The sequence below is a fragment of the Paenibacillus sp. SEL1 genome, from assembly GCF_054602535.1.
Map to the genome: position 1 here is coordinate 3,705,050 of NZ_CM137723.1, position 22,046 is coordinate 3,727,095.

27 protein-coding genes are annotated in these 22,046 nt (G+C 47.0%); all 27 read left to right on the forward strand.

Annotation, left to right across the window (positions count from 1 at the left end; genetic code table 11):
- Positions 1-140: 140 nt before the first annotated feature.
- The 27 genes from ACYCSE_RS17145 to ACYCSE_RS17275 all read left to right on the forward strand — a co-directional run bounded on the left by ACYCSE_RS17145 (position 141) and on the right by ACYCSE_RS17275 (position 22,040).
- A complete protein-coding gene (locus ACYCSE_RS17145) occupies positions 141-371 on the forward strand; it encodes a hypothetical protein (protein ID WP_316243871.1) in 231 nt (76 codons plus the stop codon).
- Between the two features lie 356 nt (positions 372-727).
- Positions 728-1,216, forward strand: coding sequence for a hypothetical protein (locus ACYCSE_RS17150; RefSeq protein WP_341063760.1), 489 nt, complete (start codon positions 728-730; stop codon positions 1,214-1,216).
- The gene (locus tag ACYCSE_RS17155; protein ID WP_459698922.1) at positions 1,213-3,075 is read left to right on the forward strand and encodes a phage terminase large subunit family protein; all 1,863 of its coding nucleotides are present in this window, start codon (positions 1,213-1,215) and stop codon (positions 3,073-3,075) included. Before ACYCSE_RS17150 ends, ACYCSE_RS17155 begins: the two co-directional genes overlap by 4 nt.
- A gap of 27 nt (positions 3,076-3,102) precedes the next feature.
- Complete coding sequence (locus tag ACYCSE_RS17160; RefSeq protein WP_322175121.1) at positions 3,103-3,336, forward strand: DUF6148 family protein; 234 nt, start codon at positions 3,103-3,105, stop codon at positions 3,334-3,336.
- Positions 3,333-5,030 carry a phage portal protein gene (locus tag ACYCSE_RS17165; RefSeq protein ID WP_459698924.1) on the forward strand — a complete coding sequence of 566 codons (1,698 nt, stop codon included), beginning with the start codon at positions 3,333-3,335 and terminating at the stop codon, positions 5,028-5,030. Before ACYCSE_RS17160 ends, ACYCSE_RS17165 begins: the two co-directional genes overlap by 4 nt.
- Positions 5,008-6,237 carry a head maturation protease, ClpP-related gene (locus ACYCSE_RS17170; protein ID WP_341063757.1) on the forward strand — a complete coding sequence of 410 codons (1,230 nt, stop codon included), beginning with the start codon at positions 5,008-5,010 and terminating at the stop codon, positions 6,235-6,237. Before ACYCSE_RS17165 ends, ACYCSE_RS17170 begins: the two co-directional genes overlap by 23 nt.
- A complete protein-coding gene (locus tag ACYCSE_RS17175; protein ID WP_339200458.1) occupies positions 6,237-6,629 on the forward strand; it encodes a head decoration protein in 393 nt (130 codons plus the stop codon). The genes ACYCSE_RS17170 and ACYCSE_RS17175 overlap by 1 nt, the downstream gene beginning before the upstream one ends.
- A 16-nt stretch (positions 6,630-6,645) precedes the next feature.
- A complete protein-coding gene (locus tag ACYCSE_RS17180) occupies positions 6,646-7,680 on the forward strand; it encodes a major capsid protein (RefSeq protein WP_341063755.1) in 1,035 nt (344 codons plus the stop codon).
- A gap of 17 nt (positions 7,681-7,697) precedes the next feature.
- Positions 7,698-7,856, forward strand: coding sequence for a hypothetical protein (locus ACYCSE_RS17185; protein ID WP_341161497.1), 159 nt, complete (start codon positions 7,698-7,700; stop codon positions 7,854-7,856).
- 18 nt (positions 7,857-7,874) lie between these two features.
- Positions 7,875-8,288, forward strand: coding sequence for a hypothetical protein (locus tag ACYCSE_RS17190; RefSeq protein ID WP_459698928.1), 414 nt, complete (start codon positions 7,875-7,877; stop codon positions 8,286-8,288).
- Complete coding sequence (locus ACYCSE_RS17195) at positions 8,285-8,833, forward strand: phage tail protein (RefSeq protein ID WP_459698930.1); 549 nt, start codon at positions 8,285-8,287, stop codon at positions 8,831-8,833. Before ACYCSE_RS17190 ends, ACYCSE_RS17195 begins: the two co-directional genes overlap by 4 nt.
- On the forward strand, positions 8,830-9,300 hold the full coding sequence (locus ACYCSE_RS17200; protein WP_459698932.1) for a hypothetical protein: 471 nt from the start codon (positions 8,830-8,832) through the stop codon (positions 9,298-9,300). Before ACYCSE_RS17195 ends, ACYCSE_RS17200 begins: the two co-directional genes overlap by 4 nt.
- The gene (locus ACYCSE_RS17205; protein ID WP_459698934.1) at positions 9,290-9,646 is read left to right on the forward strand and encodes a hypothetical protein; all 357 of its coding nucleotides are present in this window, start codon (positions 9,290-9,292) and stop codon (positions 9,644-9,646) included. The genes ACYCSE_RS17200 and ACYCSE_RS17205 overlap by 11 nt, the downstream gene beginning before the upstream one ends.
- Entirely contained in the window at positions 9,647-11,095 is a 1,449-nt protein-coding gene (locus tag ACYCSE_RS17210) for a phage tail sheath family protein (protein ID WP_459698936.1), read from the forward strand.
- A 14-nt stretch (positions 11,096-11,109) separates the two neighbouring features.
- Complete coding sequence (locus ACYCSE_RS17215) at positions 11,110-11,634, forward strand: phage major tail tube protein (protein WP_316243857.1); 525 nt, start codon at positions 11,110-11,112, stop codon at positions 11,632-11,634.
- A gap of 45 nt (positions 11,635-11,679) precedes the next feature.
- The gene (locus tag ACYCSE_RS17220) at positions 11,680-12,018 is read left to right on the forward strand and encodes a hypothetical protein (RefSeq protein WP_459698938.1); all 339 of its coding nucleotides are present in this window, start codon (positions 11,680-11,682) and stop codon (positions 12,016-12,018) included.
- A 168-nt stretch (positions 12,019-12,186) separates the two neighbouring features.
- On the forward strand, positions 12,187-13,617 hold the full coding sequence (locus ACYCSE_RS17225) for a phage tail tape measure protein (protein WP_459698940.1): 1,431 nt from the start codon (positions 12,187-12,189) through the stop codon (positions 13,615-13,617).
- 303 nt (positions 13,618-13,920) lie between these two features.
- Positions 13,921-15,741, forward strand: coding sequence for a phage tail protein (locus ACYCSE_RS17230; RefSeq protein WP_459698942.1), 1,821 nt, complete (start codon positions 13,921-13,923; stop codon positions 15,739-15,741).
- On the forward strand, positions 15,738-15,944 hold the full coding sequence (locus ACYCSE_RS17235) for a tail protein X (RefSeq protein ID WP_459698944.1): 207 nt from the start codon (positions 15,738-15,740) through the stop codon (positions 15,942-15,944). The genes ACYCSE_RS17230 and ACYCSE_RS17235 overlap by 4 nt, the downstream gene beginning before the upstream one ends.
- Before the next feature lies 1 nt (position 15,945).
- Positions 15,946-17,085: a phage late control D family protein gene (locus ACYCSE_RS17240; RefSeq protein ID WP_459698946.1), complete on the forward strand. Its 1,140-nt coding sequence runs from the start codon at positions 15,946-15,948 to the stop codon at positions 17,083-17,085.
- Between the two features lies 1 nt (position 17,086).
- A complete protein-coding gene (locus tag ACYCSE_RS17245) occupies positions 17,087-17,614 on the forward strand; it encodes a phage baseplate assembly protein V (protein ID WP_459698948.1) in 528 nt (175 codons plus the stop codon).
- A 2-nt stretch (positions 17,615-17,616) separates the two neighbouring features.
- On the forward strand, positions 17,617-18,018 hold the full coding sequence (locus tag ACYCSE_RS17250; RefSeq protein ID WP_459698950.1) for a phage tail protein: 402 nt from the start codon (positions 17,617-17,619) through the stop codon (positions 18,016-18,018).
- Complete coding sequence (locus tag ACYCSE_RS17255) at positions 18,015-18,365, forward strand: GPW/gp25 family protein (RefSeq protein WP_459698952.1); 351 nt, start codon at positions 18,015-18,017, stop codon at positions 18,363-18,365. The genes ACYCSE_RS17250 and ACYCSE_RS17255 overlap by 4 nt, the downstream gene beginning before the upstream one ends.
- The gene (locus tag ACYCSE_RS17260) at positions 18,349-19,479 is read left to right on the forward strand and encodes a baseplate assembly protein (RefSeq protein ID WP_459698954.1); all 1,131 of its coding nucleotides are present in this window, start codon (positions 18,349-18,351) and stop codon (positions 19,477-19,479) included. The genes ACYCSE_RS17255 and ACYCSE_RS17260 overlap by 17 nt, the downstream gene beginning before the upstream one ends.
- Positions 19,472-20,032: a phage tail protein I gene (locus ACYCSE_RS17265; protein ID WP_459698956.1), complete on the forward strand. Its 561-nt coding sequence runs from the start codon at positions 19,472-19,474 to the stop codon at positions 20,030-20,032. Before ACYCSE_RS17260 ends, ACYCSE_RS17265 begins: the two co-directional genes overlap by 8 nt.
- 1 nt (position 20,033) lies before the next feature.
- Complete coding sequence (locus tag ACYCSE_RS17270) at positions 20,034-21,641, forward strand: tail fiber protein (protein ID WP_459698958.1); 1,608 nt, start codon at positions 20,034-20,036, stop codon at positions 21,639-21,641.
- Between the two features lie 15 nt (positions 21,642-21,656).
- Positions 21,657-22,040: a hypothetical protein gene (locus ACYCSE_RS17275; protein WP_459698960.1), complete on the forward strand. Its 384-nt coding sequence runs from the start codon at positions 21,657-21,659 to the stop codon at positions 22,038-22,040.
- The last annotated feature ends 6 nt before the right edge of the window (positions 22,041-22,046 follow it).

Sequence of the window (22,046 nt, forward strand, 5' to 3'; positions counted from 1 at the left end):
AAGAAAGAAAGAAATATAAATAATAATATATATAATATATAGCTCATTTAGAGTAACTAGATACATACATCGTTCTATGCATTATGCATAAAAGGACGGTGTATTTGTTGTTCATACATAAAACAGAAAGGATGATAACGATGATGATGGAACATGAAGAGAATTACCACTGTCAGATGAATCTATTGGAGAACAGAGAAATGAGAGTCGCCGTTCAACTAAAGAAGGACATGCCTCAGGATCAATTAAAACGTGAAATAGCAGATAAGGTTGAACAGTATGCCAAAGATAACAAGGTGGATATACAGTCAATTAAAATACTCGTGCATCAACCACCGTCTTTCATACACATAGACATAAGCTATGCCTAACCCTTTATACCAAGGTCTTAAAGATTAAAGAATAAAAGAAGGAGGCGCGCGCGTGAAATGATTATGAAAAATAATCTTAAAAGCTTTCTTTTTCTCCAGAAAAAATAAATTTGGGTCCTTCTGGAGCTTAAAAATAGGTACGGGTGCGCATGAGCCCGAAAAACGCGTAGATTTTGAATTCGAAAAACACTTTCCTTTTTTAGCCCCGCAGGCTGCGTGTGATCCCTGCTGAGGGCTTTTTATATTGTGTATGTATAATTTATCCCTTCTATTAATGCGCCGCTAAAAAGGGGCTTAAAATGCGTCTGATAGCGTGCTTGGATTTTGATGAATAAATGGAAAGTAGGTGGTCAGTTATGGGGAAAGGAGAGAACAGGGCGGAGGTCATTGTCGGAACCAGTGAATTTGCGGCGATTGTTGGCAAAACCAAGCAATGGATCGGGCAATTAACCCGTGACGGTGTGCTTACGCAGGTAAGTCGGGGGAAATATGAGCTTGCTGCAACCGTCCAGGCATACATCCGGCATGTGACTGGGGCAACCGAGGAGGGCAAGATTAGTTTTGCAGACGAAAAGGCACAGCATGAGCAGATTAAAAAGGAAATTGCCTCGTTGGAACTGGAGGAAAAGCGAAAGAATCTACACACTACCGCTGATGTGCAAGACGCATGGGGAACACTGCTGGTGAATTTCCGCGAGAGATTAACTGGCCTGCCTCCGAAACTGGCAAATCAACTGGCGTATCTAAGCGACGAAAAGGCAATTCGCATCTTGTTGGAGGATCGCATAAACGAGGCACTAAACCTGCTGTCTAAGTATGACCCAATGGCAGATGATGAGTCATGAATGCGCAACGTAAAAGGACATTCCGCCTGCTTGCTGACACTTTAAGCCTTGTCGCGCCTCCTGAGCCAATCAGTGTATCTGAATGGGCTGACAGACACAGGGTGTTGTCTCCAGAAGCTTCGGCTGAACCTGGTCCATGGAAAACAGAGCGGGCACCTTATCAAAGGGTTCCCATGGAAGCTATATCTGACAGAAATGTTGAGTCGGTTGTGCTCATGTGGGCCTCACAGCTTGGCAAAACGGACCTGCAGCTTAATACGATTGGTTATTTTACTGGGCATGACCCAGCTCCGATCATGGTTATACAGCCGGATTTGATGGTTGCACGTGACTTTTCTAATGACCGTTTGACCCCGATGTACCGGGATTCTCCACAATTATCACCACTGGTGGTCAAGGATAAGAGCCGTGATAGCCGGAATACCATTTTGTATAAGACATTTCCAGGTGGACGGATCAACATCGCAGGCGCGAATTCGCCTGCTTCTTTGGCTTCCAAGCCGATCAGGGTGGTTATTGGGGATGAAATCGACCGTTTCCCGGTATCGGCAGGCAAGGAAGGTGACCCTGTATCACTGGTAACAGCTAGAACCAAGACGTTTTACAACAAAAAAATGGTGTGGGTATCCACTCCGACCATCAAAGGTGCTTCCCGTATCGAGGCTCTTTACGAGGACAGCACACAGGAAGAATTACACTTCCCTTGTCCGTCCTGTGATGAACTGCAGCCCTTAACATGGAGGCAGATCGACTTCGACTACGACGAAGAAACGCGGGCTTGTACACGGGTCGATCATGTGTGCAAGCATTGTGGTGCGCTGCATGGTGAACATGAATGGAAAAAGGATTATGCCAAGCGAGTGGTTTGGGTTGCTGGGAAGGAACACTCCAAAACTCGCGGGTTTAAGCTGAGTAGCCTTGCAGCAACGATAAATTACACATGGAAAGATGCTGTCAATGAATTCAAGGCTGCCAAACGTGGCGGCCCAGCGCTTCTCAAGACCTTCTTCAACACCGTTATGGCGGAGTCATGGGAGGAAGAAGGCGAGAAGGTAGAACATGAATTGCTCCTGAATCGCCGTGAGATGTACATGCATCGGGTTCCAGAGGGTGTGAAATTCCTCACTGCGGCGGTGGACACGCAGGACAATCGGTTCGAAATTGACGTCATTGGCTGGGGAAAAGATTATTCTAGCTGGAGAATACAGTATCACCGGGTATATGGTGACCTGAAATTGCAGGACGTTTGGGATGATCTGGACGAATTTCTGTCCCGGACATGGCAGGATGCAGCGGGCAGGAAGTTTCGCATACGTCGAACATTGATGGACTCGGGTGGACACTTTACTCGCGAGGTGTACAAGTGGTGCAAGCCTCGTGCCTCACGCGGAATATATGCAATTAAAGGTGAGGACAGCGGTGACGGTACACACACACCTCTTTTAAACGGCACCACAGACAACAACGTCCACCGTGCTACGGTTATTCGGCTTGGGGTAGCCGAAGGTAAGGCTAAGGTGTTTTCGTCGCTTACAATCGAACCTGGAAAGCCTGGGTCATGTCGGTTTCCACTCCCCAATCCAGATAACCCGGACCCGTTCGTATATGACGAAGAATATTTCAAACAGTTGACGGCAGAGCAATTGGTCACCCGCTATAAAAATGGGATTCCTTATACTGTTTGGGTGCAGACCAGGGCGCGGAATGAAGCCCTTGACCTTGCAGTTTATAACCGTGCCGCAATTGAAATGATGAATCCGAACTTTGACCTGCCATTACCTGAGCCGGGAAGTGTGGTTACGGGTCCGGTAAGGCCGCAGCAGCGGAAGAAGAAAAGGAATGTTTCTAGCAGCTTGTAAATTATGTGAAGGAGGTGAACAGGGGATATGCCGAAAATGACTTTAGCCGAGGCTCAAATGATGTACAAGCTTTGGTGTGACGCTGAGGCGGCACTCGCTACAGGAAAATCATACACCATCGCTGGTCGGTCTATGACACGGACAGACATGAATGTGGTACTGGAGCGCAAGAGATATTATGGTCGCATCGTTGACGACTTGGAAAATCCGGGAGTGAAACGGAGAAGCAAAGTAAGAGGAATCACCCCGTTTGACCGATGAACTGGCTGGACAAGACTCTAAACTTTGTGGCTCCGGGAATTGCGGCTAAAAGAGAGGCGTCCCGCCTGGATGTTGCAAGGCATGAAGCAGCTCAGGCAGTTATTAATAGCTACAAAGAGTCATTTGGTGGTAAAGGATACGGCAGGCATGGAGCTAGCCGCACAAAGTCGTCTATGGTCATGTGGCAAACGCCAGTTGGTGACGCTGATGCAGATATTCATGAGAATATTAACGAGCTTAGAGCCCGGGCCAGAGACTTACACATGGGATCTGACGTTGTTGCAGCAGCTCACAAGGGTTTGCGAACGAACATCGTTGGTACTGGCTTACGCCTCAACCCTGCCTTTGATTCCAAATTTCTAACACTCAGCGATCAGGAAAGCGAAGACTTGAGGGCGAGCATACACAGGGAATGGGCATTGTGGGCTGAAACAAGCAAATGCGATGCGGCAGGGCTCAATGATTTTTACGAGTTGCAAGCCCTAGCTTTCTTGTCAACCCTCATGAGCGGGGACGTATTCGCTTTGTTGCCAATGCTGCCGAGAGATCATGCGGTTTATGACCTCAGAATCAACCTAGTTGAAGCTGACCGTTGTGATACTCCTTTTAATGTGCAATTGGACGATTTGGATCGGATCCAATCTGGCGTTGAGGTTGACGCAGACGGTATGGTGGTTGCGTACCATTTCAGCAACCGTCATCCGGGTAGCAGTAGGTTTGACCTGACAAGTGAAAGGGAATGGGTCCGGGTCGAGAGGTATGGCAAGCAGACGGGGCGATTGAATGTAATCCATCTTTTTGAAGCGGAACGACCAGGGCAACGACGGGGCATACCAATTATTGCGCCTATTATCGAATCTTTAAAGCTGCTCAACCAGTATACAGAGGCAGAATTGATGGCTGCAGTCATCACGTCAATGTACACCGTGTTTGTAAAAACTCCAGGAGATGACGGGCAAGATCCGTATGGTATGAATGAACCGGAAACTGACAATCAGTATCAAGAACCTATACCCGGGACTGGTGGCGACAACATAAAGATGGGTCGGGGTGCTATCGTTTATCTGGACCCTGGAGAGGATGTTCAATTTGCTGACCCGTCAAGACCAAATCCGAACTATGAAGCTTTCGTTCGGGCACTGTTGAAACAGATTGCAGCAGCTCTTGAGCTACCGTATGAGATACTGACCAAGCAATTCACTAGCTCGTACTCGGCTTCTCGGGGGGCACTATTGGAAGCTTGGAAAATGTACCGCATGCGCCGTTCCTGGCTGGCTAAAACGCTTTGCCAGCCTATTTATGAAGAATGGTTTGTTGAGGCTGTAACCAAAGGTAGGATACACGCGCCTGGCATCTTTGATGACCCGGCTATTTTTGCTGCCTACACACGGGCTGAATGGCATGGTCCAAGTCAAGGTTTACTTGATCCAACCAAGGAAGTAGGCGCGGCTGTTACCCGAATTGAGAACAATTTAAGTACAGCCACAAAGGAAACGGTCGAGCTAAACGGCGGATCATGGGAACAAAACATTCAACAGCGTGCGTATGAGAAAGCACGACTCAAGGAACTGGGACTGACCGAAGGAACTGCACCAGCTCCGGTTACGCCTTCTGAACCGTCTGATGAGGGCGATGAAGACAACGACGATGAGGAAGGGGGTGAAAACACAAATGCCAAAGAAGATCAAGGCTAACGGGCCGATAATCGGGGATGCAAACGCATGGGTTTATCAATGGTTTGGTATTCCGGCTGTGAGTCCAGGGATGATATCCAAGGAACTTGATGCAGCAAACGGAGACGAGATCGAATTGTACGTAAATTCTCTTGGCGGTTCCGCCTTTGATGGTGCTGAGATTTACACTTTACTCAAAGATTACCCCGGGAAAATCACGGCGAAAGTAACGGGTGTAGCGGCTTCTGCTGCCTCGGTTATGCTCATGGGTGCTGACGTTATCAAGATATCGCCGCCGGGGCAGATCATGATTCACAACGCTGCAACGGGTACGGATGGCGACAAGAATGCCCATGACCGCTCTTCTGCCCTGCTGAAAAGCACGGACGAGGCAATCACCAATGCTTATTCACTCCGAACAGGCAAGACAAGGGACGAACTACTTGATCTCATGAACGTTACAACTTGGATGAATGCTCAGAAGGCTGTCGAACTTGGATTTGCGGACGAAATAATGTTCAGTGAAGGCGCCACAGAAGTTACCAACAGCGCTTTTGATATGCTCGGCAGTGACGGAGTTTTGCCTGAGGCGGTCATAAACAAGGTTCGCAACGAGCTTCTTAAAAGCGGAGGATTCACAAATCAGCCTCCAGCGCTTGGCGACAGCGGACTGGAAAGGATAACCCCCTTGCAAAGCATCCCAAATCTGCAATTTGCTTCGACAGCCAAACAGCCTGTAGCTGCTGTTAACACAAATAAAGGCGGTACTCCGCAAGCCGGAGACACATTCGAGGGACTAAAAAATCAGATAAGCCAAATGAAGGGAGAAAACAAACCAATGGATTTAAACCAACTGAAAAACGAGCACCCAGACTTGTACAACGAGGTGGTCAGTCTGGCTACTACAGCCGAACGCAGCCGTATTAGCGCACTGACAAATATGGAGGGTGCCCCTGGAGCCAAGCCTTTTATTAAAGATGCCATCACAAATGGCGAAACCGCCGGTGATGTGGCTATGAAAATCGTTCAAGCATCAATTACGCGTGTGGGCCAAGAGGGGACGCAACGCCAACAAGATTCGGACGACAGCGGTGTGAAAAATGTATCCCCGGAAGCGCCTGTAATCACTGTCGGTGCATCAAATGATGACGCTGAAAACGAACAAGCCGTAAACAACATGATTGAGTATGCAAAACAGCTTCAAAACAAAAAGGGAGGTCGTAAATAATGCCAGCTTATGAAAGCCAGCCGTATGACAATCTGTACGCAGGTGGAGTCGAACCGAAAACGGTCATTGCAATTATCGTCAAAGCGGGGTCTGGAGTGGTTAAACGTGGTACTGTCTTGGGCAGAGAAAGCCAACTCGCTGAAACAGATCCGTACGCAGGAACACCCATCACTGTGCCAGTAGATTCGAGTAAGACGGGCGGTATTGAGAATCCATACTGCATCTTGGCAGACGAAGAGGTCGACGCTACAACCAAGGATGCTCGGGCCGTGGCTTACACATCTGGTGAGTTTAATCGTGATGCTCTCAAGTTCGGCGGCACTGATACAGTTGCAAAACACGAAGTCGCCATGCGCAACATCGGTCTTATCACAAAACGAGTAGTTAAATAGGGAGGATTAATACATTATGGCAAAAGATATTTACGCATTTCCGCAGTTATTCCGTGTAGTCGAATCATTTCCACAGGATTCTTATTACCTACTGGACACATACGCATCCGAAGGGGAAACGTTCGACTCCGATGAAATTGAAATCCAGACTAAAAAAGGTCACCGTCCGCTGGCTCCTTATGTCAATGAATTGATGCCAGGTAAGGTTGTACTGCGCACTGGATTTACAGCCAAACAGTACAAGCCTGCGCTAGTTAAACCTATGCGTGTCATCACTCGGAACGATCTTAAAGTAAGACGTGCTGGAGAGACTTTGTATAACCCGGATTCTCCGGATGTTCGGGCGCAGAAACTCCTGATCGAAGACACGGCTGAATTGTTAAGCACAATCGACCGCCGAAAGATTCAACAGTTGTCCGAAACCATGTTTACGGGCAAGACAACGCAAATCGGTGAAGGTGTGAATCAGGAATTGGATTGGGATTTTACCAACAAGGAAGTTCTTTCAGGAAAAGACTTCTCGGACCCAACTTTTGATGTTGTTGCTTATCTCACAGAGAAGAAAATGAAGGTCATGCGAAAAAGTGGCTTGACCATGCGTAGGGTGTTGACCACTTTTGAAGTTGGATCTGCAATTACTAGTCATCCTACTTTGCTTGCAATGATCAAAGCAGAAAAAGAAACCCTTGATGTCGGTAATTTGAACCAAGACATTCTGCCAGAGGGCGTTGTATATCATGGTTATTTGCGTCAGGCTGCTATTCATATCTGGTCCTACACCAATTCATACACCGACGAAGAAGGTAAAGAGCAGGATTACATTCCTGCTGGAACACTTGCGTTACTGCCAGACGGAAAACCGTTTGAGTTTAACTATGGAGCTAACTTGATCATGGGGGATGACGGTCAGTTCCAGTATGTCAAGGCAAAGGTAACGCCGCAATCATGGACTACTAAAGAACCTGCAGCTCGTTACTTGCAAATGTTGGCCCGTCCTATCGTCGTTCCGCAAAATGTGGACGGATGGTATGTAGCTAAGGTTCTTAACTAAAGAGGAGGAAAACAGAGATGGCATATATAGCAACGTGGAATATCCGTCACAACGATAAGAATTACAAAATTGGTGAAGAGGTCCCTGTTAGTATTGGCAAAGAGGCGATTCAACGACTGATTGATCTTGGAATGGTAGAGGATGACAAGAAGAATACCGCCAAGCCTGCGGAATAAGGGGTTAGGAGGCGCGTCATGAGCGATATTCAAACTGAATTGATAAAACCGTTCAGTTTTAAGGATCAGATCGAGCGGGATGTGAAGTCCGTTTTCTTGAATGAACGTGAGTTTGCCGACTGGCATGAAATCGCCTTTATGAGTCCGCCGAAAAACGGACTGCCTGTCACACCTGAACCGCCTGTCAAAATGTTGGTTATTGTTGATGATGATGAACTGAGAGATCGGAAAACTAGCGCCTCGAATCCAACAGATGGCGTTTACGATGCCGATCTTTTGTTTTATGCTCAGCGTGCCGACTTCCTGCTGAACTTTGGCAGGCTTCCGGCCCTGCAAAGCAAAATTAGGTTCGACGAACGCACCTATACGGTGACAGATATCCAAGATGACGAGAATATGGTTACCGTCACGTTGGGGCGTAAAGGATCATGATTCGCATCGATGCCAAAGAGCTGGGAACCATGAAAAAGCGCTATGAGAAAGTCAAAGTTCAGGCTAAAGTGGTTGTGTCCCGAGCGATGAACCGTGTTGCATCTAATGCACGGACCAATGTAAAAAAAGAAATCGCTAAGGAATATGTGATCAAATCAGGCGATGTAAACAAAACATTGTCAACCACCAAGGCCAGCGCTTCATCTACTTCAAGCGTGGTGCGTTCGACCAGCCGGGGAACTGGACTGGATAAATACAAGTTCAACCCTAAACGAGCAACGGGAAAGCGACCTAAAGTTTTGAAGGCGGCTGTTAAAAAAGGGGGAGCGGTAAAGGGGATAAAGGGCGCGTTTGTGGCAGACAAAAACGGAGTAAAGATTTTCGCCCGTGAAGGAAAAAAGAGGCTGCCTATTCGCCGCCTGTATGGTCCCCCAGCTCCAGAAATGTTCAATCAGCAAAAGGTGCGTACTCCTGTTGAGCAGAAAGCCCGAGAAACATTTGAAGAACGTATTATGCACGAACTGGATAGGGAGTTGAAACCATGACCCCATTTATGCTTAGAGACGCTTTGGTCAAAGAACTGGAGCGTCTTTTTGCTGACTCAGCATATCTGAATGCACGTGGTGAGTTGTCCAAACTAAACATTTATGCGCAAAACCTGCCTGCAAAAAGCCAAGAAGATGATGACGATCATTACCCGTTCATTCTTGTTCGTGTGGGTGATGTTGTCGATGTTTCGGACACCGAAAACTCAACGTGCGCCATTATGTTGAGCGTTGGAATTATTGATGAAGGGCTGGACATGCGCGGTGAAGATACTGTCCTTAATATCACACAGCGTATCAGACAGCACTTTCTTACCAACCGAACGTTGGACAGACAATTTATTTTGGAACCCCAATTGACGTGTTCCTTATTCGAGGAAGAGGATATGTATCCTTACTTTTTCGGCTATGTGGACATGAGTTGGATCATTCCTGCTATAAGAGAGGGTGTTCAGATTGACTACTGAAAAAACAGAAACTCAAGACGTTAAACAGGCGGAAAAGCCGCCTGTAAAAGATAAGAAAGACGTTTCGCCTGTGGTACCTGCTCAGCCATCCCAAGCAGCCGAACGGGAACAACTTATTTACATTGGCCCTAATCTTCCGGGCGGAAGACTGGCGAAGTATTTTATTTCACTGGGCGGGTTCCCGGCATATCTAAGTGACATTTCAGACAAAGTCCCTGCCATCACGGAACTGTTTGTCCCGGTTACTGATCTGGCAGCCGCTAAAGTGGCGATGGACCAGCCGGGAACTACTCATAACATCGCTTATGCCGCTGTGGTTGAGGCGATCCAAAAAGGAGGAATTTAAGTGGCTGAACGTCATGGTGTATTTATCACTGAGCAGCCCGCATCTGTCATTACCCCAGTGCGGCTCAACGTCACATTACCCGTTGTATTCGGTACAGCTCCGATCAACCTTAGTACGCTTGATGCTGCACCAGTGAATAAGCCGATTCTGTGTGAATCGTGGGCCGACGCAGTTTCTGCGTTCGGATATTCGGACGACTGGGAATCATTTACCCTTTCTGAATTCATGCATTTCCATTTTAAAATCTCGAAACAATCGCCGGTCGTTTTTATTAATGTGCTGGACCCTGTGAAGCATGCAACCTCAGTCACGGCAGCTTCTTATACATTGGTTAATGGCACGCTTACGGTTGCGGTGCAGGGGATCATTAAAACGTCTGTACTGATCACATCCGAAGATGGTGCGACCACATATATACTAGGCACCGATTACGCTCTGTCCTTTAACGATGCTGGGAATTTAGTGGTATCTCGTATCGCTTCCGGCGCGTTGGCATCTGGTGCAAAGGTCAAAGTTGGTTACAGCAAGCTTGACCAAAGCAAAGTCACACCTGCGGATATTATCGGCGGTATGGATGTAGATACTGGCATTGCTACAGGACTGGAATTGCTAGATCAAATTTTCCCGCTGTTCCGAATTGTTCCCGGTCTAATTGCTGCGCCGGGATTTTCACATAATCCTGTGGTCGGTGCGATTATGGTTGCAAAAGCCAACTCGCTTAACGGTGGGCACTTTAAAGCAACGGCCCTCACAGATCTGCCATCCAACGTTGTATATACCGAGATTGCGAAGTGGAAGAAGGACAACGCTTATACGGACCCACAGCAAATTAACACCTATCCGTTGGCTACCAAGGACGGTTTGAAATATCACATGTCTACGGTAGTTGCTGCGGCGACTGTTAAATCTGACGTTGATAATGGCGGCATCCCTTCGACTTCTCCGTCGAATACCGCCGCGAATATTGATGGTACTGCTCTGACAGATCGTGACTTTTTACTAGGTCCACAGCAAGCGCAGTATCTTAATGCGCAAGGGATCGTAACAGCACTCAATTTTGTTGAAGGGTTTGTAGTGTGGGGTAACCGGACAGGAGTTTACCCGGATGCTAAAGACCCGCAATCTAGCTTTATACCGGTACGCCGTATGTTCAACTGGATTGGTAATACGCTGACTCTAACCTACTGGAAGTACCTTGATGATCCAACCAATAAGAAGATGATCGAGGCAATCACTGATTCAGTGAACGTCTGGATCAATGGTCTGGTAGCTGCAGGTTACTTGCTGGGTGGACGTGTTGAATTTAACGCTTCGGAAAACCCAATAGAAAATCTGATTGATGGCAAAATGAAATTTCATGTGTACATCACGCCGCCGTCTCCGGGTCAGGATATTGATTTTGTACTGGAATACGATGCTTCTTACTTTGCATCGTTGTTCGCAGCTTAGAGGAGGTTTGAACATTGGCTAAAGAGCAGATCAGTCAACGGACGATACAATATGAGGCTTACCGTAATGGTTCGGAGTATTTGGGGACTACAACCGTAGACCTTCCCGAAATCACATTACTAGCTGAGGACGTGACGGGCGGGGGTATTAACGGTACTGTCAATACTCCGACTATGGCCCAATTCGATGCCATGTCTACTACCCTGAATTTCAGGACTCACGAAGAAAGTTATTATTCCCTTTTTGCTCAAGAGATCCACGCCATAGATTTACGGGCAGCTATCCAGGTGCAGAACCGTTTAACCGGGCAGTTGGATGTTGTACCGTACAAGGTATCATTTCGCGGTAATCCCAAAACAATGTCTTTGGGCAGCTTGGAACCAGGAGCGACGTCCGACAATTCTGTGGAATTTGAAGTGACCTATATCAAGATCACGCTTAATGGAGCGGTCAAGGTGGAAATTGATAAATACAACTCTGTTTGTGTTATCAATGGTGTCGATTACTACGCAAAAATCCGTCAGGCGCTTGGGAATTAATCATTTCCGGGCGTTGACCCGGATTAAAATATGGAGGATTATAACATGACTAATATCGCTAAAGAGGCAGAATTGAAACCAGTGGAGAAGGTAGAAGGTACTTCACAATATACGCTTAAATTCGATAAACCTTGGGACTTTGAAGGCGAAAAATATACGGAATTGAAATTTGATTTTAATAAAATCAATGGTCGTAAGATGATTGCACTTACTAAAAGATTGGATCTTGATGATATGAAAACTCCTGTCAAGGCAATTAGTATGGAATTGCAAGCTGCTGTATGTGCTGAGGCTGCAAGTGTTCCGATGGAGTTGATTCTCGAACTTCCGGGCAACTATTTTTCTAAAGTGACTGTTATGGCTCAGAATTTTTTGCTGCTATAGATGCAAGTGAAGATGTTGCATCTGATATCCGGGAAATTGTACTGACTTTATCAATAGAAACCAGAAACAGCATTGATTTTTGGTTGGATCAACCGATAAGCGACCTGTCTAAATGGCAGGACGCTTTTTCTGCTTATGCAATTAAAAAAGAGAAGGCGCTAGAGGAAGTTGAAAAGGCCCGAAAGAGAGGGCGGTGATGTAGTGGGACGCGAATATGATGTGGCGATGAAGCTCGCGGCTAATTTGGACCAGAGCTTTTTTGGTGCGTTTGATAAGGCGATTCAAAAAGTGAACGGTCTTGAGAACAGCTTTAAAGAACTGAAAAATATCCAGATGCCTACTGGAGCGATTACCAATTTGCAGCAAGAAGTTGGGCAGTTAAATACTAAGCTGCAAAGCGTTAATGCCAACCGGGTTGGGGAAAACGTCTTTAAGCCCCTAAAGGACGACATTAGGGACGTGAAGACAGAGCTTACACGGCTCCAGTCCATGCGCTTGTCGGGAGATATAACCCGTGCGCTGGAGGTTAATGTTCAGGGGCTTGAACACAAGCTTAAAGCCCTTGGGCATTTGAGGATCGGCGCGAAAGTATTCGAACCGATGATGGCGGCTGCTAAAGCGGTTGAGGCGCAAATACGAATCATTCAATCTATGCGGATCACAGGTGATATCGTCAAAGATATCCGAGAAGATCTTAAAAAGCTGGAAAATGAATTTAAAGATATCAAGCGCATAAATGGCCCAAAAGACGTTTTCCAAAACATGATTAGCGAATTGAAAATTGTTATTCCGGATCTGCGAGAAATGAAGAAGCTTCTGGCAGACATAGCCCGCATTCGCATGCCTTCAAATCAGTTCGGTAATGATATCGAAGCGTATGTAAGGCAGATTAAAGAATTAGAGAAGCGAATGAGAGAAATCCAGCGAATTCATGGTCCTTCGGGCGGTGGCGGTGGTGGATCTGGCGGAGATGATTCAGGAGGCGGCGGTACATTGCTTGCCGCTGGTGGAGCTGGGATGATGGCGGGAGCTGCCGTGGCTGCGGGCGGCTTTTTTGCGTTTAAATATGCGGACGAATACCAGAAGGCCATGCTTCAAATCCAAGCCAGCACAGGGCAGACAGAAGCGCAGATGAAGGGCATGAAAGACATTGCCAAGAATCTGTACAATCAGAAGCTAGGCGAGGACTGGAACGATTTGGCGCTTGTCGTCGGTAAGGCGAAAAACGTCCTGAAACAGACTGGTCCAGAACTTGAAAAATCAGCACGAGGCGCGATTGTCCTTCGAGACACCTTCGAAAATCTGGACGTTGATGAATCTATCAAAACCGTCGATACCATGATGAAAAACTTTGGTATCACATCGGAACAGGCGTATAACCTGCTTGCCCAAGGTGCACAGAAGGGGCTGGACAAGTCTGGCGAATTACTGGACAGCGCCAATGAATATTCAGCCTACTTTGCAAAATTAGGATTCAGCGCAGAGGGCATGTTCGATATTTTTTCTGCAGGCCTGGATGCAGGGGCCTTCAACCTTTTTATTAGGGCTTTATGGCGGCGACGCCATACCGAAACCTCTCTAATTCATGGGAAACCCTAACGTTGAGACGAGGGAAATCATGAGCGAAGCCTGTATTATACAGGAACGTGCAACGACTATCGGTGAGAAGCCGAGTACATGCAAGCGCGTGGAAATGGGAGGGGACTCTTAGGAGTTCTTGATATAGTCTGATCTGCATGGAAACATGCAGCTGCCTTTAGTGGCGGGTAAGGGAGTAGCGAACCTTACTGAACATAATGTGATAAAGTCGGGGATGGAATTAAAGAATTTGGTATCCGTACAAAAGACGGTTCCAAAAGCTCACTAGAAGCCTATAAATCCATAGGGCTCGGCGGTAAAGAAATGACGGCAGCATTCGCAAAAGGCGGGAAGACAGCACAGCAAGCATTCTTGAAAACTGTGAAAGCTATCGAAGCTGTGAAGGACCCGGTTTTGAAGAATGCTGTTTCTGTGCAATTGTTTGGTACGCAGGCGGAGGACTTGGAGGCTCGCGTAATCAAGTCCTACGGGAACGTCAAAAAGCAGTTTGATAAGACAAAAAACACGATTGATGAGATGGCAAAAATAAAATATAGCAGCATGGGCGATGCCTTCAAGGGGATAGGTCGCCAACTGCTCACATCTCTGATTATTCCTGTTTCGGACCTGCTGTTACCAGCATTCAATAAGTTCAGTAACTGGTTCAATGTCGCTGGACCTAAAATCGGTAAATTTTTCAGTGGAATTGGTAAGCAGATTGGCGAAGTCGCTGAGAATATACAATGGTTATTTGAAAACGGTTTTGACGGTGAGATGCATGGTGTTGTCGTCAATTACAGCAAAATGTTTGGTATGAATGATAAACAGGCCAATGTTCTTGCTGACAATGTGAAAGATATCTATGGTCGTGGCGAAAAAGCCCTTAAAGGGATCACTGAATTCGGCGGGAATGTCGCTTGGCTATTCCAAAACGGATTTGATGGTGAGATGAAGGGTGTAACCATAAACTACGCCAAAGCGCTAGGCATGGACTCCAAGCAGGCTAATGGATTAGCTGATGAAATTGGAAAATCACTATCATCTATGAAAGATAAATTCGCAGAATTTAAGGTTAGTCTTAAGCCGATTATCGGGGATCTGCTAGATTACTTCAAAGAAGCATTTACTTTTGGTAGCGGTATGGATTTTGGAAGTATATTAACATCTGTGAATAGCCTGCGGAAATCCTTAACGCCTGTAATAGAATCTATCGCCACCGGGATCGGTCCTGCATTGCATTCCGTCACATCCTTGCTTGCTCCACTTATGAAGGTCGGTAAACAAGCCTTCAATGCCATAATCCCTTTGGTCATGAAACTATCATCTTCTATTTCTTCCAAGCTTGGACCTGTATTTACGTCAGTCTTTGGGTATTTAACGAAGACCTTGTTGCCGCAAGTCAGCTCGGTGCTGGCTGCATGGCTGCCTAAAATCGGAGCGTTGTTTGGTAAATTGGGCGGCTTAATAATGGCTATTTATGAAAGGAGCATTGCGCCAACCATAAATACCCTTGTGACTATATTCAAATGGGCGTGGCCCGTTATCACTACTGCTGTAACAGGTGCTATCAATATTCTCAAACCTGTAATAGGTGGAATCATTGATGTGCTGGGTGGTGTGATTGACTTTTTAACTGGTGTATTTACTGGGAACTGGTCTTTGGCCTGGGATGGTATCAAGCAAATTGTAGTTGGAATTTGGGAAGGTATCACAGGGGCAATTAAAGCTGCATTCAACAATGTAATCGGAGTAATAAATTCATCTATTGATAAAATAAATGGATTTAGTTTTACAATGCCAGATGCCCTAGGTGGTAAGACGATAGGCGGCATGGACATACCACATTTGCCTATGCTTGCAGATGGAGATATTACCAACCGTCCGTCAATCATGGGTGAGGCTGGCTGGGAAGCCGCAATTCCGATCAACAACAAGCCTAGATCCATGAATCTACTGGAAAAAACCAATAGACTCATGGGCTACAACCCAGGCGGAAACGGTGACAATCTGAATCTTAACTTTAATATTGTAATCCAAGGGAACGCTGATAAAGAAGTAGTGACGCAGGCGGTCAAAGCTGCAGAACCTTCTTTCCGTCAGCAGTATAAGCAAATGAAACGGCAAGATGCGAGGACAAGCCTATGACGAAATATACCACGATCCAGGGCGATACCTGGGACATGATTGCCTATAAAGTGTTTGGTGATGAAACGTTGATGATCCAGATTATGAATCTTAATTTGGACTACATCGACGTTTCTATTTTTTCTGCTGGTACAGTTTTGCGGATGCCAGACGTTTCAGTAGTTGAAGAAACCGCCTCTGACCTGCCTCCGTGGAAGGTGTAACATGGACGAAACTATTGATGCAAGACGTGCACAGGTCGTAATTAATTATAACGGCAAGGACATCACCAAAGAGTTGTCCGACTATTCATTGGATTTAACTTATACCGATGCGGAGCCGGGGACGCTGGACGATCTGCAAATTAACCTTGAGGATAAGGCGCGTAAATGGTCTGGTCCTTGGTCGCCAAGTGCTGGAGACAGGATAGTTGCCTATATAAAAACAATCAATTGGAGCAAACCCGGAGAGATTAAGCGGCTTAATTGTGGCACGTTTGAGGTGGATTCGATTGACTTCGCTGGCCCACCTGATACGGTCAGCATTAAAGCAGTTTCGCTACCGGTTTCAACAAATGTTCGCCAGGAGAAGAAAACGAAGGCTTGGGAGTCTGTAACACTAAAGTCTATTGCTGCTGAAATTGCCAAGCGTGCGGGCTTCTCCTTAATGTATGAGGCTCACAACAATCCGAAATACGACCGCCAGGATCAGACCGATGTGTCTGACCTGGCTTTTTTAAATGACTTGTGCAAACAGGAAGGCATAGCGCTAAAGGTAACGGGCAAAAAGCTTGTCCTGTTCGATGAGTACGTTTATGAGCAAAAGCCGTCTGCGCTGACAATTGAGCGCGGGGTTTCGGATATTATAAGCTATGGGTTTTCTTTTTCGACTCAGGATGTGGCATATGCAGGTTGCGAGGTCAACTATCAGCCTTCCGCAAAAAAGAAGTCGCCTAAGAAAAAAGACGATAAGGATAAAACCAAGGCTGCTGCAACTACAGATGGATCTACTTCTAAGGATTCGAAAAAGAAGAAAGAGAAATCGGAGCAGCCAAAGCCGATTAAGGTGATTTATCGCCCACCTGGCGCTCCGAAAGATGGACCAATCTTAAAGGTGTCTCAGAGCGTTGGTTCACAGGCTGAGGCAATTAACGCGGCCCGTAAGAGCCTGCGCGAAAAGAATAAAGAGGCTGGTAAAGCTACTTTGTCTCTCATGGGGAATGTCGGTCTTGCAGCCGGGATGACGATTACAATTAAAGGCTTTGGTCGCTTTGACGGTAAGTACATTATCGTTTCTGCCACTCATGCAGTTGGTGGATCAGGATATACGACTAATCTGGAAATTAGAAAAGTGTTGGGGTGGTGACATGGCAAATGAAAATTTAAATAGAATCGGGGTTGTCTCCAGTGTAGACACCGAGACGGGAAAGGTGCGAGTAATCTTCCCTGATATGGACGATATGGTTTCCCCAGAGCTACCACTTTTAACAACTGGGACTGGGTGGGGTCTTTCGAATGCTATGCCAGAGCCGGGCGACAATGTGGTGTGTATTTTTCTCGGGAATGGGAAACCAGATGGAGTTTGTCTTGGCGCACTATATGACGGTAGCTATGATATGCCTGCCGATCAGTCCCAACGTGGTATCTACTTCGAGGATGGCAGCTATGCATATTTCGATAGAAATACAGGCTCCATAGTGGTCAATGCGGTCGGAGCTGTGAACGTACAGGCGAAGGCCGTAAACATTAAAGCGGAGTCTGTGCAAATTACAGCCCAAACCGTAGAGATTAAGGCCAGCAGCGTAAATATAAATGCTCCAGCGGTCCGGTTCGGTGGTAATGTAACGGTCGTCGGATCGGTAAAGGAACTAAATGAACCGATTGAAGGTGAATAATTATGGCAGCTAAAATAGGCAGTTATGGGGATATCCCTTTTGTAGTTACGCCGAAGGTTATACGTACATTCCGTGAGCTCACCCGGTCTAGCGCCAGCAGATGGGCGGACCATGAAATCATGTTGAAAAAGCCCAAAAGCCAGTTTTTAGGTCCGGGTCTGGACACCGTGACATTTACCATGTATTTCGCAGTGTGGCATGGGACTAACCCGCGAAAAGAAATGGAAAAGTTGGTGGAATGGGATCGGAAGGGCAAGGCCGGAGCGCTGACAATCGGCGGTAAAAAGTTGGGTGTTGGTCTGTGGGTTGTGACGGGGCTTGAGCAGGCTTGGAGTTATGTGGACAATCGGGGGAACCTGCTGGCTGGCACCATAAACATAACGCTGAAGGAGTACGTCAAATGAGCGAGTACAATCTTACGTTATCCGGTGCTCGCCCGATTGATTTTGCACCAGCTACCAAAGAGGCAGAATTGCGACAGAACCTGTTTACTCTGCTTACATCATGGCGCGGATCTGTTGTTTTGAATCGACAATTTGGATTTGATCCTGCTGCTTTGGACGAGCCGACAGAGGTCTCCAAGGCGCTTATCACGTCACAAATTTATGAGTTGGTCGGTGAATATGAACCAAGGATTTTAATTCAGGAGATACAGTTTGTTAATCCGCAGGACGACCCTGACAACGGGCGGTTAATCCCGGTCATTTACTTCGAGGAACAGGAGGTGAACGCAGATGACTACACTGGCTGAGTTGCCGGACATTGATTTTGTCCAAGCGGATGTTAAGGCAATGCAGGATTCGCTTATTACGCTGTACGAATCAATTGCAAAGAGGCAGCTTGCTCCAGCCGATCCGCTTCGTACTTTCATAAATGCGATATCGTACAAGATGTTAATGCAAGAGGTTAAATTGAATCAGGTCGCCAAGGGTCAACTACTCCGGTATGCACGTGGCACTGTGCTGGATCATCTAGGGGCCTTTGTAGAAACACCGCGTTTAGGTGCCGATTATGCCATTACCCTAATCCAGTTCACGCTGTCCACGCCACTCACGAATGTCCAGATTATCCCCGCAGGGACCCGTATAGGTCCGACTGAGGGGGACGGTACTATTTATTTTTCTACCAAAGACGCGGTGTCTGTCCCGATTGGCGATGTTGTTGTCACGGCTGCAGCCGAATGTAATGTTTCTGGCACAGAAGGTAATGGATACATTGCAGGCCAGCTCACGACACTGATTGACCCACTCCCTTATGTAGCATCTGTAACCAATCTGACCGAAACATCGGGCGGAGCTGCCGTGGAGGACAATGACCCATACCGCGAGCGGATTCACATTGCCCCGGAATCGTTTAGTGTAGCGGGTCCAGATGGTGCGTATGAATATTGGGCCAAAACTGCCAGTGCATCAATAGCAGACGTACATGTGGATTCTCCGAGTCCTATGCAGGTGGTGGTTACCGTGTTGCTTGCTGGTGGGGTCATCCCCACACAAACCGTTCTTGACGAAGTGTTCGCGGTGTTGGACGACAGAAAGCGGCGACCTCTAACGGACAAGGTTACTGTTCAAGCTCCTACAGAGGTCGGTTACGATGTTGATTTGACCTACTATATCCGTAAATCAAGGGCGACAGACGTAACGAGTATTCAAAAAGGCGTAGAGGCTGCTTTATCCGAGTACAAGCTATGGCAAAAGTCGCGATTAGGCCGAGACATAAACCCATCTCAGCTAACACATATGCTCGTGGCTGCGGGTGCTTCACGGATAGATATTAAATCGCCTATATTCCTGAATCTTGGGTCAAACCAGGTTGCCAAGGAAGGCACGGTTACAATGACTTTCGGGGGGCTGGTTGATGATTAAACTGTCTGAATTAAGCTTGTTGGACCTGCTGCCTGATAACTTACGGACTGATAAGCAAGTACAGGATGCGGCGATGGCTCTTGATGTAAAGATGGACGAGCTAACAGCGAAGATTCAGCGTGTTGATTTGTTCGGTCGTACTGATTGGTCAGACGAAGAAACCGACGAATTGGCTTGGCAGTTCCATGTAGACTACTATGACCCTACATTGCCTCTTGAGCAGCGCAGGGAGCTTGTACGACAGTCTATCCCCCTCCATCGTCGCAAGGGTACACCGAGCGCTGTGGAGGATTTGGTGACCACTATTTTCGGCTATGGCAAGGTAGAGGAGTGGTGGGAGTACGGTGACGACCCTGGCTATTTTCAGGTGGTTGTGTCCAACCCGAAGGCTACCGAAGAACAGGCGCAGCAGTTCATTGAGGTGGTTGAATCCGTTAAGCGGAAAAGCGCCCACCTGCGACGCGTTGTTGTTTTGGATTCAGCAAAGGGCACTCATTACTATGGTGTGGGTACACAGCAAGTGGACCTCATCAATTTAAGGCAGGTGAATTAAATTGGCGTTTGATGGAATCCAAATTACTAATCGTGGTCGAAATCTGCTGGCAAAGGCAGAAGCAGGCCAGACCAAAATAACATATACAAAATTTTCAGCCGGGGATGGAAAGCTGTCCGGTCAGATGCCTATTACATTAAAGGCACTGATTAACGAAAAAATTTCTTTCCCGGTCAGTCGGCTGAAGATACAAAACGAAAATGTGGTTGTTCCTGGCTTCGAGTTTAGCAACCAGGGCGTTGCCTCCGGCTTTTTCTTTCGCGAGGTAGGATTGTGGGCAACAGATCCAGACTTGGGAGAGATCCTGTACGCCTACGCCAACGCGGGTGAGGGGGCTGAATATATTGACGCTCAGAACACGTCTGCTGTATTAAAGAAGCTATTTAATTTTGAGTTGACTGTAAGCAATACAGCCCAAGTGACAGTAGTTGTGGACGACACAATTATTTATGCCACTCCGCAAGATGTAGCGGACGCCTTGAAGAAATCTAAGGACTACACGGACGCAGCAATCTTGGGGGTGAAAGTTCCCGATGCCAGCACGACTCAAAAGGGGGTTGTGCAGCTCACCAACTCCACAAACAGCACGTCCGAAGTGTTGGCGCCAACTGCCAAGGCGTTGAAAACAACTTACGACTTAGCTAATAACGCATACAGGGACCGGGGAAACGCACCACTAAACTGTAACGACGCCATCCTGTCGGGTAATTACAATGTAGCTCTATCCTCGTGGACGGGATACAGCAACTATCCAGCCGGAGCATACGGGTACGGAAAGCTAGTCGTCGACTACAACGGAGGCGCGTGCGTACACACTTATTACACGCACGACAATCCCGGACGAATTTTCACGCGCATATCGTTTAACGGTGCTGACTGGAGAGAATGGACAGAGATATTCACCACGACAGGTGGTGTTATACCAAGGGATGTGACTATCTCGGGCACTGAAAAAGCACTGGTTATAAAAAATACTGGTGCTCCCCACGGTATAAGATTCCAAGCTGGTGCGGACGGATTCTTTTATCTCCAGAAAGCTGACATGAGTACAGGTCAAACAAAGGGTAACCTTATATGGGTTGGGCCGGATGGCAATCTAGTGTGGCCCGGTGGAGACTTAAACAGTTTAAAGCAATCTGTCGTTGATGGAAAAGGTGTCATTGCTGGCGCTATCAACGGCAAGGGCGGTAATGTATCAGCCAGCAACACTTTTCCAGAATTAGCGGCAGCCATAACCAATCTTCCAGTCAAGCGATGGGCCACAGGTACGTTGAACGGACAAAGTGCACAGGCCACAAGCACAGTTAATGGGGTGGATATGAGAATAACCGTGACTGGGTTACCGTTCACCGTTAATCGCTTATTTGTACGGGTCATACTAGCGGAAACCGATGGTACACGACACATCGACGCTGTTCTAATGACCTCATCAACCTTTAACGACAATAAAGGCGCTAAAGGATGGCGAAATAACTATGTAAACATTGGGTATATCGAGCCGCCTATACAGGGTTTCAATGTGTTGCTGTCCAGTAGCAGAATAGACGCGTACGCTGGCGGTTCTCCAATCGCCAAAATATCCGCCTACGAATGGTGGGCGTACGAATAAGAGAGGATGTTTAAAATGAAAATCGGGCCGAAGGTATATTGGAGAAAAACAACTGGTGAGATTATTTATATTACTTCACAAATCGAATCCCCTTGGGCAGTTGAGACAACCAAAGAGGAAGACGTGAATTTTTATCCGCAACTAAAGGGTTATGATCAGGATCAGTTGGAAGTGTTGAAGCTGGAGTTTGATAAATATACCCAAGACTTTCAGCGAGCTACAGGCTATTGGATCAATCCTGAAACTGGATTGATAGAGTTTGCATATCCGTCTGGTGGAGGCGGAACAGATCCTGTCTACCAAACGCCTCTGACTGATCAAGTAAGCGACCTCAAGGCGCGCCAGGACAGCACAGAAGCTGCTATGCTTGCCCTTATGGATACCACTACTACAACTTAACAAGGA

Excerpts from the sequence above, each read along its gene's own strand:
- ACYCSE_RS17195 (WP_459698930.1), top strand. The coding sequence starts at position 8,285 with ATGATTCGCATCGATGCCAAAGAGCTGGGAACCATGAAAAAGCGCTAT.
- ACYCSE_RS17175 (WP_339200458.1), top strand. The coding sequence starts at position 6,237 with ATGCCAGCTTATGAAAGCCAGCCGTATGACAATCTGTACGCAGGTGGA.
- ACYCSE_RS17185 (WP_341161497.1), top strand. The coding sequence starts at position 7,698 with ATGGCATATATAGCAACGTGGAATATCCGTCACAACGATAAGAATTAC.
- ACYCSE_RS17255 (WP_459698952.1), top strand. The coding sequence starts at position 18,015 with ATGAGCGAGTACAATCTTACGTTATCCGGTGCTCGCCCGATTGATTTT.
- ACYCSE_RS17150 (WP_341063760.1), top strand. The coding sequence starts at position 728 with ATGGGGAAAGGAGAGAACAGGGCGGAGGTCATTGTCGGAACCAGTGAA.
- ACYCSE_RS17230 (WP_459698942.1), top strand. The coding sequence starts at position 13,921 with ATGACGGCAGCATTCGCAAAAGGCGGGAAGACAGCACAGCAAGCATTC.
- ACYCSE_RS17170 (WP_341063757.1), top strand. The coding sequence starts at position 5,008 with ATGCCAAAGAAGATCAAGGCTAACGGGCCGATAATCGGGGATGCAAAC.
- ACYCSE_RS17260 (WP_459698954.1), top strand. The coding sequence starts at position 18,349 with ATGACTACACTGGCTGAGTTGCCGGACATTGATTTTGTCCAAGCGGAT.
- ACYCSE_RS17200 (WP_459698932.1), top strand. The coding sequence starts at position 8,830 with ATGACCCCATTTATGCTTAGAGACGCTTTGGTCAAAGAACTGGAGCGT.
- ACYCSE_RS17220 (WP_459698938.1), top strand. The coding sequence starts at position 11,680 with ATGACTAATATCGCTAAAGAGGCAGAATTGAAACCAGTGGAGAAGGTA.
- ACYCSE_RS17265 (WP_459698956.1), top strand. The coding sequence starts at position 19,472 with ATGATTAAACTGTCTGAATTAAGCTTGTTGGACCTGCTGCCTGATAAC.
- ACYCSE_RS17275 (WP_459698960.1), top strand. The coding sequence starts at position 21,657 with ATGAAAATCGGGCCGAAGGTATATTGGAGAAAAACAACTGGTGAGATT.
- ACYCSE_RS17235 (WP_459698944.1), top strand. The coding sequence starts at position 15,738 with ATGACGAAATATACCACGATCCAGGGCGATACCTGGGACATGATTGCC.
- ACYCSE_RS17160 (WP_322175121.1), top strand. The coding sequence starts at position 3,103 with ATGCCGAAAATGACTTTAGCCGAGGCTCAAATGATGTACAAGCTTTGG.
- ACYCSE_RS17250 (WP_459698950.1), top strand. The coding sequence starts at position 17,617 with ATGGCAGCTAAAATAGGCAGTTATGGGGATATCCCTTTTGTAGTTACG.
- ACYCSE_RS17190 (WP_459698928.1), top strand. The coding sequence starts at position 7,875 with ATGAGCGATATTCAAACTGAATTGATAAAACCGTTCAGTTTTAAGGAT.
- ACYCSE_RS17245 (WP_459698948.1), top strand. The coding sequence starts at position 17,087 with ATGGCAAATGAAAATTTAAATAGAATCGGGGTTGTCTCCAGTGTAGAC.
- ACYCSE_RS17240 (WP_459698946.1), top strand. The coding sequence starts at position 15,946 with ATGGACGAAACTATTGATGCAAGACGTGCACAGGTCGTAATTAATTAT.
- ACYCSE_RS17180 (WP_341063755.1), top strand. The coding sequence starts at position 6,646 with ATGGCAAAAGATATTTACGCATTTCCGCAGTTATTCCGTGTAGTCGAA.
- ACYCSE_RS17145 (WP_316243871.1), top strand. The coding sequence starts at position 141 with ATGATGATGGAACATGAAGAGAATTACCACTGTCAGATGAATCTATTG.
- ACYCSE_RS17155 (WP_459698922.1), top strand. The coding sequence starts at position 1,213 with ATGAATGCGCAACGTAAAAGGACATTCCGCCTGCTTGCTGACACTTTA.
- ACYCSE_RS17165 (WP_459698924.1), top strand. The coding sequence starts at position 3,333 with ATGAACTGGCTGGACAAGACTCTAAACTTTGTGGCTCCGGGAATTGCG.